Annotated in this window: 15 protein-coding genes; 9 read left to right on the top strand and 6 right to left on the bottom strand. The window is 60.7% G+C overall.

Annotated features, from left to right (window positions below):
• Positions 1-57 precede the first annotated feature (57 nt).
• Complete coding sequence (locus ACYZT1_RS21680) at positions 58-477, top strand: polyribonucleotide nucleotidyltransferase (protein WP_462016644.1); 420 nt, start codon at positions 58-60, stop codon at positions 475-477.
• Positions 478-505: 28 nt separating this feature from the next.
• Positions 506-1,399: a cation diffusion facilitator family transporter gene (locus ACYZT1_RS21685; protein ID WP_462016645.1), complete on the top strand. Its 894-nt coding sequence runs from the start codon at positions 506-508 to the stop codon at positions 1,397-1,399.
• A gap of 69 nt (positions 1,400-1,468) precedes the next feature.
• On the opposite strand, the gene ACYZT1_RS21690 is transcribed toward ACYZT1_RS21685, so the two are convergent.
• Positions 1,469-2,512, bottom strand: a complete 1,044-nt coding sequence (locus tag ACYZT1_RS21690) for a DUF6515 family protein (RefSeq protein ID WP_462016646.1) — start codon at positions 2,510-2,512, stop codon at positions 1,469-1,471.
• Positions 2,513-2,948: 436 nt separating this feature from the next.
• On the opposite strand from ACYZT1_RS21690, the gene ACYZT1_RS21695 reads away from it, so the two are divergent.
• Positions 2,949-3,428, top strand: coding sequence for an Lrp/AsnC family transcriptional regulator (locus tag ACYZT1_RS21695; RefSeq protein ID WP_007894448.1), 480 nt, complete (start codon positions 2,949-2,951; stop codon positions 3,426-3,428).
• Positions 3,429-3,661: 233 nt separating this feature from the next.
• A complete protein-coding gene (locus ACYZT1_RS21700; RefSeq protein WP_462016647.1) occupies positions 3,662-3,871 on the top strand; it encodes a DUF2788 domain-containing protein in 210 nt (69 codons plus the stop codon).
• On the opposite strand, the gene ACYZT1_RS21705 is transcribed toward ACYZT1_RS21700, so the two are convergent.
• The 4 genes from ACYZT1_RS21705 to ACYZT1_RS21720 all read right to left on the bottom strand — a co-directional run bounded on the left by ACYZT1_RS21705 (position 3,866) and on the right by ACYZT1_RS21720 (position 10,346).
• Positions 3,866-4,507 (bottom strand): pseudouridine synthase, encoded by a 642-nt coding sequence (locus ACYZT1_RS21705; protein ID WP_462016648.1) that lies wholly within the window; start codon positions 4,505-4,507, stop codon positions 3,866-3,868. The genes ACYZT1_RS21700 and ACYZT1_RS21705 overlap by 6 nt on opposite strands.
• 69 nt (positions 4,508-4,576) lie before the next feature.
• Positions 4,577-6,076, bottom strand: a complete 1,500-nt coding sequence (amn, locus tag ACYZT1_RS21710) for an AMP nucleosidase (protein ID WP_462016649.1) — start codon at positions 6,074-6,076, stop codon at positions 4,577-4,579.
• Between the two features lie 162 nt (positions 6,077-6,238).
• Positions 6,239-7,888, bottom strand: coding sequence for an acyl-CoA dehydrogenase family protein (locus ACYZT1_RS21715; RefSeq protein ID WP_462016650.1), 1,650 nt, complete (start codon positions 7,886-7,888; stop codon positions 6,239-6,241).
• A 73-nt stretch (positions 7,889-7,961) separates the two neighbouring features.
• Positions 7,962-10,346 (bottom strand): 7TM diverse intracellular signaling domain-containing protein, encoded by a 2,385-nt coding sequence (locus tag ACYZT1_RS21720; protein WP_462016651.1) that lies wholly within the window; start codon positions 10,344-10,346, stop codon positions 7,962-7,964.
• Between the two features lie 301 nt (positions 10,347-10,647).
• Here ACYZT1_RS21720 and ACYZT1_RS21725 point away from each other — a divergent pair, with 301 nt between their 5' ends.
• The 4 genes from ACYZT1_RS21725 (at position 10,648) to ACYZT1_RS21740 (ending at position 14,182) form a co-directional block, all read left to right on the top strand.
• Positions 10,648-11,445 carry a hydroxymethylpyrimidine/phosphomethylpyrimidine kinase gene (locus tag ACYZT1_RS21725; RefSeq protein ID WP_462016652.1) on the top strand — a complete coding sequence of 266 codons (798 nt, stop codon included), beginning with the start codon at positions 10,648-10,650 and terminating at the stop codon, positions 11,443-11,445.
• Between the two features lie 32 nt (positions 11,446-11,477).
• Positions 11,478-12,101, top strand: a complete 624-nt coding sequence (gene thiE / locus ACYZT1_RS21730; RefSeq protein WP_462016653.1) for a thiamine phosphate synthase — start codon at positions 11,478-11,480, stop codon at positions 12,099-12,101.
• A 15-nt stretch (positions 12,102-12,116) separates the two neighbouring features.
• The gene (gene hemL / locus ACYZT1_RS21735; protein WP_462016654.1) at positions 12,117-13,400 is read left to right on the top strand and encodes a glutamate-1-semialdehyde 2,1-aminomutase; all 1,284 of its coding nucleotides are present in this window, start codon (positions 12,117-12,119) and stop codon (positions 13,398-13,400) included.
• Between the two features lie 227 nt (positions 13,401-13,627).
• Entirely contained in the window at positions 13,628-14,182 is a 555-nt protein-coding gene (locus ACYZT1_RS21740) for a tetratricopeptide repeat protein (RefSeq protein ID WP_462016655.1), read from the top strand.
• Positions 14,183-14,432: 250 nt separating this feature from the next.
• On the opposite strand, the gene ACYZT1_RS21745 is transcribed toward ACYZT1_RS21740, so the two are convergent.
• A complete protein-coding gene (locus ACYZT1_RS21745; protein ID WP_007894425.1) occupies positions 14,433-14,762 on the bottom strand; it encodes a DUF1820 family protein in 330 nt (109 codons plus the stop codon).
• A 135-nt stretch (positions 14,763-14,897) separates the two neighbouring features.
• Here ACYZT1_RS21745 and miaB point away from each other — a divergent pair, with 135 nt between their 5' ends.
• Positions 14,898-16,226, top strand: a complete 1,329-nt coding sequence (gene miaB, locus ACYZT1_RS21750) for a tRNA (N6-isopentenyl adenosine(37)-C2)-methylthiotransferase MiaB (protein ID WP_462016656.1) — start codon at positions 14,898-14,900, stop codon at positions 16,224-16,226.
• Positions 16,227-16,395: the final 169 nt, after the last annotated feature.

Here is a 16,395-nt window from a genome sequence, read left to right on the forward strand (position 1 = left end):
CACGGTCCTAATTCATACAGACGCCTACTCGTTTCAAGACTACTCAGGAGATTTCCCATGCGTGTTCCCTTTCGTTTGATCGGCGGTGTGTTGGTCGCGACGTTGCTGACCCAGATCACCGCGTGCGGCTCGATTTTCTACCCGGACCGCCGGGGCCAGATTGACGGCAAGATTGATCCGGCAATCGCCGTGCTCGACGCCGTCGGCCTGTTGTTTTATATCGTCCCCGGCCTGATCGCGTTTGCCGTGGACTTCGCCACCGGCGCGATTTATTACGCGCCCGGCGAGACGGCTCAAGTGGCGCCGGAAAAACTTCAGGAAGCCATCGGCGCCGACGGCAAGGTCGATAACCACAAACTGCAGACCATTCTTGAAACCGAGCTGGGCCGCAGTTTCCCGCTGGACGATCCACGCCTGATTCAGCACAAGGGCAGCGCCCAGCAGCTGGCCATGTTCGGCCTGCGTCCAGCGGCGTGAACCTGACTTTGTGGGAATTACCGCGTCGATGATTTCCAGCGCCGAACACGCTCGCCTGCTGAGGCTTGCGACCCGGGCCTCGGTGGCGGTGGCGTGCCTGTTGATCGTCGCCAAAGCCGTCGCCTGGTGGCTGAGCGGTTCGGTGAGCATGCTCGCCGGGCTGACCGACTCGGCGCTCGATGGCGTCACGTCGCTGCTCAATCTGCTGGCGGTGCATTACGCCTTGCGTCCCGCCGATGACGATCATCGCTACGGGCACGGCAAGGCCGAATCGCTGGCGGGCATGGCTCAGGCGTTGTTTATCGGTGGCAGTGCGGTGTTGATTGCGTTGCAGGCGTTTGACCGGTTGCAACATCCGGAACCGGTCGGCGCGCCGTGGCTCAGCATCGGCGTGATTGTGTTTTCGCTGGCGCTGACCCTGGCGCTGCTGATGTTGCAGCATCGGGTGGTCAAGGCAACCGGATCGAACGCGGTGCGCGCCGACTCGTTGCATTACCGCTCGGACATGCTGCTCAATGGCAGCATCCTGATCGCGCTGATATTGGCCGGGTTTGGCTGGCATCAAGTCGACGCCTGGTTTGGTCTGGCGATTGCCGTTTACATACTCTGGAGCGCCATTCAGATCGCACGGGAAAGTTTTACCGTGCTGATGGACGAAGAGCTGCCGGTGGATGTCAGCCAGCACATGCTCGAACTCGCCTGCAGCGTTCCGGGCGTACTGGGCGCGCATGATCTGCGCACGCGAGTTTCCGGTAATCAGTGGTTCGTGCAGTTACACCTGGAATTACCGGGCGAGCTGACGCTGTCGGTCGCGCACCGCATCAGCGATCAAGCCGCCGACGCGATCCACGCCGCCTATCCGCGGGCTGAAGTGCTGGTGCACGCTGATCCGGCTAACGCAGCGTCAAGTCGCAAGCTATAAGCCGCACGCCGAGAGGCTGAACTCACTGCTTGCCGCTTGAAGCTTGAAGCTTGAAGCTTGAAGCTGCCTCTACTCCATCCGATACCCACGGCTACGCAGACAATCGCCTTGAGCCTGCCGATAAGTTTGCACCACCGACGGGGCCGGTTGATAAGTGGCGGTTCGTGGATCAAAGCCACTCTGTTGAACCGCGTATTGAGAACACTCGAAACCGTCCTGTTTGACCCGCTCCGCCGACTGGCCGTTGGCAGGATAGGCCACCACATCGAAGCCATTACTGGCCGATGGCGGTTGCGGCTGGACAGGCGGTTCGACGACGACGTAATCCTGAGTGTTTTGCTGGTAGGCATAGTACGAACCTGCAGCCAGGAACAACAATGTGCCGCCAACCCATACTTCACGCGCGTAATCAGGCATGTAGCTGACGCGTATTCCGCGCGGCGGTTGCACCACGACGTAGCGCGGGCCGAGCGGACGGTACCAATAGCCGCCCGAGTAGAAATAATCCTGACCACGGTAAGGCACGCGGTAATCGCGGTCCGGGAAACGGTCGATCACATGCCCCGGCCGATACTGCGGCCCCGGCCCCCAGCCATTACCGTGGCCGTTCGGGCGTCCGTTCCAGCGGTGGTCGTCGGGACGTGGACCGTTATTTTGCCAATGCTGATTGGTGTTGTCGTAACGCCGCGGAATATCCTGGTAATAACCCTGTTGCGGCTCCCGGGTCTGGTTCACGGCGTCGGGCCGGGGCTGAATCGGCAGACTATTGGCCGGCACTTGCGGCGGCGGAGGCGGCGGCCGGACGGGGTTGTTGAAATCCCTCGGCGGGTTGTCCTGCCCTTGATAGCCCGTGCCCGGCTGATGGTTTTGCCATTGACCGCCATTGCGCGGCTGACCGTTCTGTTCGAACTGCCGGCTGTTGTCGCCGCGGATGATCTCGTTGCCCTGCGGACGCGGCTGATTGTTGCCGCCAGGGCCCTGATTACCCTGACGGCCATCACCGCGCTGTCCACCGTCGGGGCCACGGCCCTGCGGCTCGTCAGCCAGCGAGTGCGCCGTCACACTGATGCACAGCAAACCAACACCGGCCAACTGCCAGATGCGCGACTTCATGCTTTTCCTCACTGCGGGTTTAGGGCCTGTACTTGAGACTGGACAAAACAATGACCGGTTCTGCCACAGGTTATCAGTCGCGCGGTTTATTTATTGAGGGCAAGCGCCAAATTGCGCGCAAAAGAAAAGGGAGACCCGTCGGCCTCCCTTTGAAAACTTCGTCCGTGCTCGACGCTTTTGACGTCGGCTCACCTCACGCCGTCTTGTGGACAGTGTGCAGCTCGGGGGCCGGCACATCCCGGTGGGGGTGGCGACCGCGACTGGCCTGATTGGGCGAGCCGCTGTGGACTGTTTGTCCGAGCAGTGATTCTGGTGATAAGAATAGTCTCGCGGCGGCGACAGAGGATTGCGAAGATTGCTGAAATAAACATCACTTGCGCAATTTTTAACCCTGGATAGATAATCCGCCGCAATAGATATGAGAAAGGCCTGACTGATGAGCAAACTCGACCGATACGACCTGAGCATTTTGGCGGAATTGCAGCGCGACGCCCGCATCTCCAACCAGGAACTCGCCGAACGCATCGGCCTGTCGCCCTCACCCTGCTCGCGACGGGTCAAGCAACTGGAAGATGACGGCTATATCACCCGCCAGGTGGCCCTGCTGGACCGCAAAATGCTGGGGTTGAGCCTGACGGCTTACGTATTGATCGGCATGGATCGGCATACGCCGGAGCGTTTCGAAAACTTCGAAGCGGCGATTCGCACCTTGCCGCAGGTGCTGGAATGCAGTCTGGTCACCGGGATGGACGCGGATTATCAACTGAAGGTGGTCGTGCCGGACATGGACCACTATCAGAAGCTGCTGCTGGGGCACCTGACCCGGATCGAGGGGGTGACCAGCGTGCGGTCGAGTTTTGTGTTGAATCAGGTGTTGAACAGCACGGAGCTGCCGTTGACGCATCTGCGTAGCTGATTGTGGCGAGGGGGTTTGCCCCGTTCGAGCGCGCAGCGGTCGTAAACCAGATCACGCGGTGTATCGGGTAAAAACCTCAAAGGCGGCTGCGCCGCCCAACGGGGGCAAGCCCCCTCGCCACAGTACGCCTTCAGACCGATAGCTGCGACACACTGCCGCAGCTCGATCCTCGCCCCACCCTCCGTGCCGTATACTCGCCCCGCCCTTAGCCCTGCCCGCGCTGGAGATGCCCGATGGATCCTGCAGTTTTCGAAGAGTGGATGATGACCGGACTGGTCAGCATCCTGATCATTTTCATGTGTTTCATCGTCTGGGATCTGGCGAAAAAATCCAAGGCAGGGCGCTTTGGTTCGTTCATCCTGTTCTTCGTGCTGGGCCTGGGCGTGGCAGCATTCGTGATCAAAAGCGTAGTGATCGGCATGATCGAAACCGGCACTTTATAAGCGCGCCGGCACTTCCTTCCACTGGCCCTGGTCGAGCCCCTCGAGCGTCCAGTCACCAATTCTGACCCGCACCAAACGCAACGTAGGCAGGCCCACTGCCGCCGTCATGCGCCGAACCTGGCGATTGCGGCCCTCGCGAATCACCAGCTCAAGCCAACTCGTCGGCACACTTTTGCGAAAACGCACCGGCGGGTTGCGCGGCCATAGCTGGGGCTCCTCCAGCTGCCGCGCCTCGGCAGGCAACGTCATGCCGTCATTCAGCTCGACGCCCTCGCGCAAATGCTGCAACTGCTCGGCTGTCGGCTCGCCCTCCACCTGCACCCAATACGTCTTGGCCAGTTTGTGTTTCGGGTCGGCGATACGCGCCTGCAACTGGCCGTCATTGGTGAGCAGCAGCAAGCCTTCGCTGTCACGGTCCAGGCGCCCGGCCGGGTAGATTCCCGCAATATCGATGTAATCCTTGAGCGTTGCCCGCCCTTCGCCATCGCTGAATTGCGTCAGCACATCGAAGGGTTTATTGAACAGGATCAGTTTCGGCTCGGCCGGCGGCGCTTTGGCGACGCGGCGCGGGGCCGAAGAGGATGGCGATGGTTTCACACCGGGGCGGCGGGAAACAGGACGTGGGGGACGAGACATGGGGGACGCAGCATCTAACGGTCAGGGCTGCCAATGCTAGTGCTCTGACCGTCAAATGACCATCGCGAATCAGCGGAACGGCGGCTCGTCGAAGCTGCGCAGTTTGCGCGAATGCAGCGAGTTGAGCTCGGTGCGCAACAGGTCTACCGCCAGGATGCCGATCTTCAAGTGCTGGTTGACTGCACGTTCATAGAACGCGTTGGCCGAACCCGGCAACTTGATTTCGCTGTGCAACGGCTTGTCGGAAACGCACAGCAGCGTGCCATACGGTACCCGCAACCGATAACCCTGCGCGGCGATGGTGCCGCTCTCCATGTCCACGGCGACGGCGCGGGACAGGTTGATCAGTGGCCGTTCCTGCGCCCAGCGCAGTTCCCAGTTACGGTCGTCATAGGTCAAAACGGTACCGGTGCGCAGGCGTTTCTTCAGCTCGTCGCCCTTCTCGCCAGTGACGCTGGCCGCCGCTTGCTGCAAGGCCATCTGCACTTCGGCCAGGGCCGGGATTGGAATGTTCGGCGGTACGACCCGGTCGAGAATCCCGTCGCGGCGCATGTAGGCGTGCGCCAGTACGTAATCGCCGATGGTCTGCGACTGACGCAAGCCGCCGCAGTGCCCGATCATCAGCCAGCAATGCGGACGCAGCACGGCCAGATGGTCGGTGATGTTTTTGGCGTTGGAAGGACCGACGCCGATGTTGACCAGCGTCACGCCATGGCCGTCTTCGGCGATCAGGTGATAGGCCGGCATCTGATAACGATGCCAGACCACGCCCGCCGCAATCGCCGACGCCTCGCCGTGATCCATGCTCTTTTCAATGATCACATTGCCCGGCAACACCATGCGCACAAAACGCGGATCGGTGCGCAATTGCTCCAGCCCGTGCACGATGAACTGGTCGACGTAGCGGTGGTAGTTGGTCAGCAGAATCCACGGCTGCACATGACGCCAGTCGCTGCCGGTGTAATGCACCAGCCGGCGCAGGGAAAAATCCACCCGGGCCGCATCGAACAAGGCCAGCGGCAGCGGATCGGTGTTCTCCCAATCGTACAGGCCATCGGCGATGCCATCGGTGGCGGCGGAAAGGTCGGTGCTCGGGAACACCCGCGCCAGCACGGCCGCGGTGACGCCGGAGCCGGCCAGCTCATCGCCCTGCTCGACCACGTACGGATAAGGAATGTTTTGCTGGCTGACGCCGACTTCGACGGTCACGGTGAAGTCGTGCATCAAAGGCACGAGTTGCTCCAGCAGGTATTTGCGAAAGGCCGCCGGGTGGGTCACGGTGACGCTGTAAGTGCCCGGCAACTGAACCTTGGCGTAGGCGCGAGTGGTTTGCGGGACTTCGCCCTGGCAATGGTAGGTGAGCCGCAGTTCAGGATAACGAAACATCGCACGCTGTTCCGCGTCCGGTTCGATGCGATCCTTGAGGTAACGTTTGAGCGCCTGATTCAGCGCAGTGGTTGCACGCTCGTGCAAGATCGCAAGCCGGTCCACGGCTTGCTCGGCGGTTTGAACGACAATAAAAGCTTCGGTCACGATCAGCATCCTGTGTTCTGACTTGCAGAGCTTCATCTTGCCTGCAACAGCGCTTCACGGGAACAGTGGCATGTTGGCAACTGCACAGAACCTTGTAGGAGTGAGCCTGCTCGCGATGACGGTGTATCAAACGACGTGATTTCGACTGATATGCCGCTATCGCGAGCAGGCTCACTCCTGCAAGGGATTTGTGTGGGGTCAGAACCCTTGCGGGGTTGAGCGGGCGACGATCGCTTCCACGTCCAGCCCTCGCGGCAACGCGCCGTACACACGCCCGCCCGAGCCGAGGCGACTGGCGATGAACGCATCGCTGACCGCTGAATTTCCCGCGTCCAGCAACAATTTGGCCTGCAGCCCCAACGCAATATCCTCGGTCAATTGGCGCGCGCGATACTGAATGTCGCCGGTGTCCTTGAACGCCGCGTGCAATTGGTCGATATGCGCGGCCAGGCGCCTGTCGCCATGCCCGTCGCCCAATTCGTCGAACAACACATCCAGCACGCCCGGCTCTTTCGACAAGGCGCGCAGGACGTCCAGGCACTGCACATTCCCCGACCCTTCCCAGGTCGAATTGACCGGCGCCTCGCGGTACAGCCGCGGCAAAATGCTGTCTTCCACGTAACCCGCGCCGCCCATGCATTCGGCCGCTTCGTTGATCATCGCGGGCGCACGTTTGCAGATCCAGTACTTGCCCACCGCGGTCACCAGACGAGCGAATTTCGCTTCATGGGCGTCATTCAGATGATCCAGCGCCCGCCCCATGCGCAGGCTGAGCGCCAACGCCGCTTCGCTTTCCAGCGCCAGATCGGCGAGCACGTTCTGCATCAACGGCTGATCGCTCAGCAGCTTGCCGCCGACGTTGCGATGGGCGCAGTGATGACTGGCCTGGGTGAGCGCCTGACGCATCAGCGCGCTGGAGCCGACCATGCAATCGAAGCGGGTCATGGCGACCATTTCGATAATGGTCGCAACCCCGCGCCCCTCTTCGCCGACCATCCACGCCAGCGCCCCGCGAAACTCGACTTCGCTGGACGCGTTGGAGCAATTGCCGAGTTTGTTTTTCAAACGCTGGATGTAGAACTGATTACGCGTGTCGTCCGGCCGATGCCGCGGCAGCAGGAAACAGGTGAGGCCTTTGTCGGTCTGCGCCAGCGTCAGGAACGCATCGCACATCGGCGCCGAACAGAACCACTTGTGGCCGACCAGTTCATACGCCTGGCCCGGCCCGCTGGCGCCTACCGGATAGGCCTTGGTGGTGTTGGCCCGCACGTCGGTGCCACCCTGCTTTTCGGTCATCGCCATGCCGATAGTCACGCCGGCCTTGTGCGCCATGCCGACGTTGCGCGGGTCGTAATCGGTCGCGAGGATTTTCGGCAGCCACTGCTCGGCCAGATCGGGCTGCAAACGCATCGCCGGAACACTGGCGAAGGTCATGGTCAACGGACAGCCGCTGCCGGCTTCCGCCTGACTGTGCAAATAGGTCATCGAGGCGCGAGCGACATGCGCACCCGATTGCGGATGCGCCCAGGGCAGCGAGGTCAGACCGTGTTCGACGGCAGTGCGCATCAACTGGTGCCAGGCCGGGTGGAATTCCACCAGATCAATGCGATGACCGTAGCGGTCATGGCTGCTGAACACCGGTTTGTTCTGATTGGCCAAAAACCCCGCTTCCATCAGAGGCCCACCGGCCAACGCACCGTAAGCGTCGATCTGCGACTCGGCCCAGCCAGCGCCAAACCGCCGTGACCACTCTTGCAAAGGCAAGTCGATACGGTACAGGTTAGTGCCATCCAGCGACGGCGGCTGGTTGCTGACGTCGTGGGTTTCGGCGAACTGATGCAGGTTCATGACGGGATCCTCTGGTCGACCAAGGGATTTCAGTTAAGCACCGCCCCCCAGCTGAACAAAGTGTCATACCTGCCTAAATGTCGGCGCTTTCGCCTTGTTTCGGACCGAGCACTCGTCGGTGCAAACCCGCCTGCAAATCTTCGAATTTCACCGGTTTGCTCAGATAGTCGATCAAGTCACCGGCAGCACACCGCTCGCGATCCGTGCTGGCGGCGACCACGAATATCGGCAAATCGGCGCACCCCGGCAACGCCCGGATCTGACAGCAGAGCGACGACCCGTTGTGCGGCGGCAACTGGCAATCGAGCAGCACGGCATCGAAGGTTTCGCGCTGCAAATGATCAATCGCGGTGTGTGCATTGTCTGCCGTGCGCACGCGAAACCCCAGCTTGAGCAGCATCCCGCGCATCACCAATTGATTAATGTTGCTGTCGTCCACCAGCAACACCGTGCACTCCTGCGGTTGACGCAGTCGTGGCACTTCGCGGTTTACCGCTGGCACCGACGGGCGTTCAACCACCGGCAGTTCAAACGCCATATCGAGCTGGAAGTGACTGCCGCTGCCGGGTTCGGAGCGGTGCGTCATCTGCCCGCCGAGCAGGTCCACCAGTTGTCGACAAATCGCCAGGCCAACGCCCAGCCCACCGTGTTCACGGGTCATTGAACCGTCCAGCTGGAAGAAGCGTTGATACAGGTTCGCCTCGCCCAGGTCGGTGAAGCCGATGCCGGTGTCGACCACGGCAAACGACAACGCCCACCGGCCGGCCTCCACCGGGTTGCCGGTGACTCGCAACGCGACTCCTCCAACCCGGGTGAACTTGATCGCGTTATCCAGCAGGCATTCCAGGCTTTGCGCGAGCCTGGCGCTGTCACCGTGCATGCGATCCGGTAGCCCCGGTGTGATCTCGACTTTGAAGCCGAGGCCTTTGCTCGACGCATTGCCTTCGAACTGCATGCGCAATGCATCGATAACGCTGCGCAGGCTGAACGTCGACTTCGACACGGTGAGATTGCCGGCCTGCAATTCGGTCAGGGTCAGGATGCCGTTGACCAAGCGCATCATGTCCCGCGCCGAACCGGCGGCCGTCTGCTGATACTGCTCGAGTTCAGGGTTCATCTCGACGGTCTGCATCAACTCCAGCGAACCGATGACACCATTCATGGGCGTGCGCAGTTCATGGGTCAGGGTCGCGAGAAAATCGTCCTTCAACCGGTTGCTGTGCGCCAATTGCAGATTGAGCGCTTCGAGTTTCTGACCGGCATCGACCAGCGTCCGCGCCTGTTGCTCACGCATGGCGTTGATGCGATCAGCCAAGGCCAGGGACAGCAAGGCCACCTCAATGGCCGAGCCGATCTGGCTGGAATACATGGTCAGGAACACATTCGGCAGGTAGCCCAGCACCATCAGCGTGTTGGCGATGCCACCGAGCAAAAACGCCGACCAGGCGATGATGAAATACCTCGCCACCCGCAAGCCGCGCGACCAGACGAAAATGCCGGCGGCGAAAATCACCACGGTGAAGACCAGCGCCAGCGCCGTGGCCATTCGCAGAGCCAGGGCATAACTGGTCATCAGCGACAATCCAACCACCAGCGCACCGGACGCAATCAGTGCCAGCAGCAAGCGGTCGAGCCAGCGACTGTAAGTGGCCGTCTGCAGGAAACTGCGGGCGAACTGGCTGCCGAACAAGCCTGCACAGCCGATGAAGAATGGCGTAGCTGCGTTGGCCCACCACGGATTGTCTGGCCAGAAATACTGCACCGCTGCGCCATTGACCGACAATTGGTACAGGCCAAACGAGGCGATGTAGAAAATGTAATAGAGGTAGCTGGTGTCGCGCACGCTCAGGTAAATGAACAGGTTGTAGACCAGCATCCCCAACAACACGCCGTAAATCAGGCCCAACACGTACAGCCGTAGCGGCTGTTCTTCGAGGAACGCGGTACTCGACCACAACGTCACCGGCGCCTGAATCGAGCCCTGGCTTTGCAGGCGCAGGAACAGCGTTTGCGTTTGATCGGGCGTGAAGTCCAGGTCGAACAGAAAATTGTTCTGACGGATTTCGCGGCTGGCAAACGGCAAGGCGTCGCCGGTCCGGCCGGCCAATCGGTAGCCGCCGGCCGCATCAGGCACGTACACATCAAGGTGATCGAGGGGCGGATAGGCCAGTTCCAGCAACCAGGTTCGATGCGTGCCAGGGCTGACGGGGCGGTAACGCAAATCGATTTTCAACCAGAACGCCGAGCGTGAATAGCCAGCGTTGAGCGTGTCCTTGTCGTGCGGTTTGAAGTGGCCGGCAGCGGCTTGCGCGCGCACGTCGTCAAGCGTCGCCTGACCTTCGACGTCTTCGAACACTTGCAGGGATTTGCCCAAGGGAAGGCGCTGGGTGAATTCATCGAATTCGACTGCGCTCGCCATGACGGGCAAACAAAACAGCAATATCAGCAAATAGCGCATTGAAGCCCCAGCGTGGCCTGTCCGGTGATCTCAAAAAGCCCCTCATTCCCTTTGAGCAGACATAAACCGGCGTGACCTGTTATTGATTTGGATCCACTCCAAGCATAGCCGCTGCTGGCCATTGAGCACCATTGAAATTTTTCCCACAAAGGCTCTAGGACGGGCTTTCCAGTCAATTACTCGCACACAGATCTGAAATTGTATCGGCCACTGCGAGCCGTTCTGTAGCCGCTGGCGCCGCCTGTTCCCGGCACATTCGACGCCATGACTCGCCAGGCGACTGGTGGTAAGCTCGCGCACCATGAATATCTACAGCTCTCGCCCTGTTGTCCTCTGTCTCGCCGGCCACGACCCCAGTGGCGGCGCCGGCTTGCAGGCAGATATCGAAGCCCTGCTCGCTCAGGGTTGTCATGCGGCTCCGGCCGTCACTGCCCTGACCGTGCAAGACACGGTGAATGTCACTGATTTCCGCGTCCTGGACCGTGAGTGGGTGCTGGCTCAAGCCCATGCCGTGCTCAACGACTCTGAAGTCGCGGCAGTCAAACTGGGCATGCTCGGTTCGCTGGAAATGGTCGACACCGTAGTCGAGCTGCTGTCGGCGCACCCGCATCTGCCGATGGTCTGTGACCCGGTGTTGCGTGCCGGCGGTGGCGGGAGACTGGGCAAGGACGAAGTTGGTTACGCCATGCGCGAACGCCTGCTGCCCCTGGCCATCATTGCCACCCCTAACCTTCCCGAAGCGCGCATTCTCGCCGAGTTGCCGCAAGGCACCGCGGACGAGTGCGCGGAAAAACTTCTGCCCTACGTCAAACACCTGCTGATCACCGGCGGTCATGGTGATGAAGCCGAGATCCACAACCGCCTGTACAGCCGCGACGGTGGCCGCCAGACCTTTATCTGCCAACGCCTGCCCGGCAGTTATCACGGTTCCGGCTGCACGCTGGCGAGTGCGCTGGCCGGTCGTCTGGCACAGGGTGAAAACCTGGTCAGTGCCGTGCAGTCCGCGCTTAACTACACGTGGCGAACCCTGCGTGATGCAGAGCAACTGGGCAAAGGTCAATTCGTCCCCCGCCGCTTGCCGCTGGATTTCTGTTCGTAACTTTTTGTGCGTAAAGCGCAGAGGCTGGTCCGATGAAACTACGTGGCCTGTACGCCATTACCGACAGCCAGTTACTGGCCGGTAAATTTCTTTCGTACGTGGAGGCGGCGCTGGACGGCGGCGTTACGCTGCTGCAATACCGCGACAAAAGCAGCGACGAAGCCCGACGTCTGCGCGAGGCCGAAGCGCTGCGCAATCTGTGCGAGCGCTACAAGACCCGCTTGATCATCAATGATGACGCCGAACTCGCTGCCCGCCTGAACGTCGGCGTGCACCTGGGCCAGACCGATGGCCCGCTGACGCCGGCCCGCGCGCTGCTCGGTCGCCAGGCGATCATTGGTTCGACCTGCCACGCGCAACTCGAACTCGCCGAGCAGGCGGCCAGGGAAGGCGCCAGTTATGTCGCGTTCGGTCGCTTCTTCAATTCCAGCACCAAACCCGGCGCGCCCACCTGCAGTCTCGACCTGCTTGACCAGGCCCGCAGCAAATTGCACTTGCCGATCTGCGCGATTGGCGGCATCACCCTCGACAACGCAGCGCCGCTGGTGGCCCACGGGGTCGATCTGCTCGCGGTCGTCCACGGTCTGTTCGGCGCCGACAGCACGGCTGAAGTCACCCGCCGCGCCCGCGCCTTTAACGAATTGTTCAAAATCTGATCTGAGAGCCCGATCATGTCCCGTTCCGAAACGTTGTTTGCCAATGCCCAGAAACACATTCCCGGTGGCGTGAACTCGCCTGTTCGCGCGTTCAAAAGCGTCGGCGGCACCCCGCTGTTTTTCAAGCACGCAGAAGGCGCCTACGTCACTGACGAAGATGACAAGCGTTATGTCGATTACGTAGGTTCGTGGGGACCGATGATTCTCGGCCACAGCCATCCCGAAGTGCTCGAAGCGGTGCGCAAACAGCTTGAGCATGGTCTGTCGTACGGCGCGCCGACCGAGATGGAAACCCAAATGGCGGACCTCGTCTGCTCGATCGTGCCGTCGATGGAAATGGTGCGCATGGTCAGCTCCGGCACCGAAGCGACTATGAGCGCGATCCGTCTGGCCCGTGGTTTCACCGGTCGCGACAGCATCATCAAATTCGAAGGCTGCTATCACGGTCACTCCGACAGCCTGCTGGTCAAGGCCGGTTCCGGCGCACTGACCCAAGGCGTGCCAAGCTCCGCCGGTGTGCCCGCGGCATTCGCCAGACACACCCTGACTCTGCCCTTCAACGACATCGATGCGGTTGAAACCATGCTCGCCGACGTCGGCGGGGAAGTGGCGTGCATCATCGTCGAGCCGGTGGCCGGCAACATGAATTGCGTGCCGCCGGCACCGGGTTTCCTCGAAGGCTTGCGCAGCCTCTGCGACAAGCACGGCGTCGTGTTGATTTTCGACGAAGTGATGACCGGTTTCCGCGTGGCGTTGGGTGGCGCTCAGGCGCACTACGGTGTCACGCCGGACCTGAGCACGTTCGGCAAGATTATCGGCGGCGGCATGCCAGTCGGTTGCTTTGGCGGCAAACGCGAAATCATGTCGCACATCGCGCCACTCGGCCCGGTCTATCAGGCCGGCACCCTGTCGGGCAACCCGCTGGCAATGGCCGCCGGCCTGACCACCCTGCGCCTGATTAGCCGTCCAGGTTTCCACGACGAACTGAGCGACTACACCAGCCGCCTGCTCGACGGCCTGCAGCAACGCGCCGATGCGGCCGGCATTCCGTTCGTGACGACCCAGGCGGGCGGCATGTTCGGCTTGTACTTCAGCGGGGCAGACGACATCGTGACCTTCGATGACGTGATGGACAGCGACGCCAACCTGTTCAAACGCTTCTTCCACTTGATGCTCGAAGGTGGCGTGTACCTTGCACCTAGCGCATTCGAAGCGGGCTTCACTTCGATTGCCCATGGTGAGACCGAATTGAAACTGACACTGGACGCCGCCGAACGCGCCTTCGCTGCATTGAAATAAACGCATCGCCGCTGACGTTGGCCATTGCTGGCGTCAGCATTAACCTACATGCGCGCCCTTACTCTCGCTCTTCTGCCAATAATTGCCCGCTAAGTGGGCGATATATTCCCCACGCAGCAGAAAAACGAGTAAAGACTTTGTAAGGATGGCCCTGCTTATTTCATAATGCGCGCTTATTGGATCCCCCTTGTTGGGTCCGCGCGCCCTTCAGAGGTAAGTCGATTCCCATGAACCGCACCGGCCGCACCCTTGCATTGGGCTGCCTGTTGCTCCTTCAGCCACTGCTCGCGCTCGCACAGGCAGGCGGCAACTCGTTGTTAATCCCGGCGATGGGTCGCTGCACCCTCAATACTCAGCCGCAAGATCTGGCACAGGCACTCGCTGCCTGCCAGAAAGCATCGGATGAAGGGGATGCGCAAGCGCAATACGAGTTGGGTGAGTTCTACTACGACGGCAAAAACTCGCCGCGCGACCTCAATCAGGCTTTGGCCTACTTCGAAAAAGCTTCGCTGCAGGGCCATGCCCAGGCGCAGTTCAAACTCGGCAGCATGTTTTTCCACGGTGAAGGCGTACCGGCCAATAATGTTCAGGCCTATATCGTGCTGAAGATGGCGGCGGTGAATGGCGCGGAAGATGCGCTGGATACGGCGGACGAAGTCGCCGAAAAAATGCCAAGAGAAGAGCTTGAGGTCGCGACTCAAGTGCTGGGGCAGATCTTTCGTAAATACCTGATGGAATTGCAAAGCGCCGACGGGCGTACGCCATTTGCGCCACTGCCCTGATCTGAACACCGCCCCTTAAGTCAGGGGGTGAGAAGCATTGTGGCGAGGGGGCTTGCCCCCGTTCGGCTGCGAAGCAGTCGTAATATCAGCAATGCGGTTTGCCTCGGAGATAGCAGTGGATGATTTAGGGCCGCTTCGCAGCCCAACGGGGGCAAGCCCCCTCGCCACAGGCAAGCTCTCTCACCTCAGGCAAGCCCCCTCGCCACAGAATCCCATCACCGCAAATCCTTTTTCCTGGCTCAACTCGCGCTTACTTCTCAGGCATCGGCATCGGAAACGGCATCACATTGCCGACCGCGCCGCGGGCTTCGCTGATCTTCGGTGTGCCCAGACGCTCGACTTCATCGATGCGCACAATCGAATGCATCGGCACAAAGCTGCGCACTACGCCTTCGAACTGCGCCTTGAGCTTCTCTTCGCTGGGGTCGACGACCACTTGCGTGCGCTCGCCAAAGACGAATTCTTCCACTTCCAGAAAACCCCACAGATCGCTTTGATAGATCTGCTTGGCATACATTTCGTACACCTGGCCCTGGTTGAGGAAAATCACCTTATAGATTGGAGCTTCACGTTTGGTCATGGCGGGCGAGCAACACATCGGGGGATAAAAATGAGGGCGCGAACTATAGCATAGCCACCGGACGCACAGCGGTAGGAACCTTGGACCATGTTCCCTATAATGCGCGGTTCTTTGACTCACGTGATGACTGTATCCATGGCCAAGAAGCTTTACATCGAAACCCACGGTTGCCAGATGAACGAGTACGACAGCTCGCGCATGGTCGATCTGCTGGGTGAACATCAGGCCCTGGAAGTCACTGCTCGCGCTGAAGACGCCGACGTGATCCTGCTCAATACCTGCTCCATCCGCGAGCGCGCCCAGGATCGGGTGTACTCGCAGCTCGGTCGCTGGCGCGAACTGAAACTGGCCAATCCGGACATGGTGATTGCCGTCGGCGGTTGCGTGGCCAGTCAGGAAGGCGCGGCCATTCGCGATCGCGCCCCGTATGTCGACGTGGTGTTCGGCCCACAAACCTTGCATCGCCTACCGGAAATGATCGACGTCGCCCGCGCAACCAAACTGCCGCAAGTCGACGTGTCATTCCCGGAAATCGAAAAATTCGACCATTTGCCGGAGCCGCGCATCGACGGCCCCAGTGCCTACGTGTCCGTCATGGAAGGCTGCAGCAAGTACTGCACATTCTGCGTGGTGCCCTACACCCGCGGCGAAGAAGTCAGCCGGCCGTTCGACGACGTGATTGCCGAAATCATTCACCTGGCCGAAAACGGCGTACGCGAAGTCACGCTGCTGGGGCAGAACGTCAACGGCTACCGCGGCGCGACACATGACGGTCGTCTGGCCGATCTCGCCGAGCTGATTCGCGTGGTGGCTGCCGTTGACGGGATTGATCGCATTCGCTACACCACGTCGCACCCGCTGGAGTTCTCCGACAGCCTGATCCAGGCCCATGCCGACGTACCGGAACTGGTCAAACACCTGCACTTGCCGGTGCAGTCGGGTTCGGACCGCATTCTGTCGGCGATGAAGCGCAACCACACCGCGCTGGAATACAAATCCAAACTGCGCAAACTGCGTGCGGCCGTGCCGGGCATCTGCATCAGTTCGGACTTTATCGTCGGTTTCCCGGGCGAGACCGAGAAAGATTTCGAACAGACCATGAAGTTGATCGAGGACGTCGGTTTCGACTTCTCTTATTCCTTCGTCTACAGCCAGCGCCCTGGCACGCCGGCGGCCGATCTGGCGGACGAGACGCCGGAGGAACTGAAGAAACAGCGCCTTAACGCGCTGCAACATCGGCTCAATCAGCAAGGTTTTGAAATCAGCCGACAAATGGTCGGCTCCGTTCAGCGGATTCTGGTGACCGATTACTCGAAAAAGGACCCTGGCGAACTGCAGGGTCGGACCGAGAATAACCGCATCGTCAACTTCCGTTGCGACAATCCGACCCTGATCGGCCAGTTCGCCGACGTGCACATCGATGCCGCGCAACCGCACTCGCTGCGGGGTTCGCTGATCCAGTAACACCGATAATCCTGTGGGTGCGGGCCTTTGTGGCGAGGGGGCTCGCCCCCGCTGGACCGTGAAGCGGTCCTGCATTTTTACGACAGCTTCGCAGCCGGACGGGGGCAAGCCCCCTCGCCACAGGCAATCACCAATCCCGGCCTCTTATTAAGAGCTTTCGCACCCGCCT

It is taken from the genome of Pseudomonas sp. PB3P13, assembly GCF_054897735.1.

Coding starts and splice junctions, on each gene's coding strand:
- ACYZT1_RS21680 (WP_462016644.1), top strand. CDS start 58: ATGCGTGTTCCCTTTCGTTTGATCGGCGGTGTGTTGGTCGCGACGTTG.
- ACYZT1_RS21685 (WP_462016645.1), top strand. CDS start 506: ATGATTTCCAGCGCCGAACACGCTCGCCTGCTGAGGCTTGCGACCCGG.
- ACYZT1_RS21690 (WP_462016646.1), bottom strand. CDS start 2,512: ATGAAGTCGCGCATCTGGCAGTTGGCCGGTGTTGGTTTGCTGTGCATC.
- ACYZT1_RS21695 (WP_007894448.1), top strand. CDS start 2,949: ATGAGCAAACTCGACCGATACGACCTGAGCATTTTGGCGGAATTGCAG.
- ACYZT1_RS21700 (WP_462016647.1), top strand. CDS start 3,662: ATGGATCCTGCAGTTTTCGAAGAGTGGATGATGACCGGACTGGTCAGC.
- ACYZT1_RS21705 (WP_462016648.1), bottom strand. CDS start 4,507: ATGTCTCGTCCCCCACGTCCTGTTTCCCGCCGCCCCGGTGTGAAACCA.
- amn (WP_462016649.1), bottom strand. CDS start 6,076: ATGAAGCTCTGCAAGTCAGAACACAGGATGCTGATCGTGACCGAAGCT.
- ACYZT1_RS21715 (WP_462016650.1), bottom strand. CDS start 7,888: ATGAACCTGCATCAGTTCGCCGAAACCCACGACGTCAGCAACCAGCCG.
- ACYZT1_RS21720 (WP_462016651.1), bottom strand. CDS start 10,346: ATGCGCTATTTGCTGATATTGCTGTTTTGTTTGCCCGTCATGGCGAGC.
- ACYZT1_RS21725 (WP_462016652.1), top strand. CDS start 10,648: ATGAATATCTACAGCTCTCGCCCTGTTGTCCTCTGTCTCGCCGGCCAC.
- thiE (WP_462016653.1), top strand. CDS start 11,478: ATGAAACTACGTGGCCTGTACGCCATTACCGACAGCCAGTTACTGGCC.
- hemL (WP_462016654.1), top strand. CDS start 12,117: ATGTCCCGTTCCGAAACGTTGTTTGCCAATGCCCAGAAACACATTCCC.
- ACYZT1_RS21740 (WP_462016655.1), top strand. CDS start 13,628: ATGAACCGCACCGGCCGCACCCTTGCATTGGGCTGCCTGTTGCTCCTT.
- ACYZT1_RS21745 (WP_007894425.1), bottom strand. CDS start 14,762: ATGACCAAACGTGAAGCTCCAATCTATAAGGTGATTTTCCTCAACCAG.
- miaB (WP_462016656.1), top strand. CDS start 14,898: ATGGCCAAGAAGCTTTACATCGAAACCCACGGTTGCCAGATGAACGAG.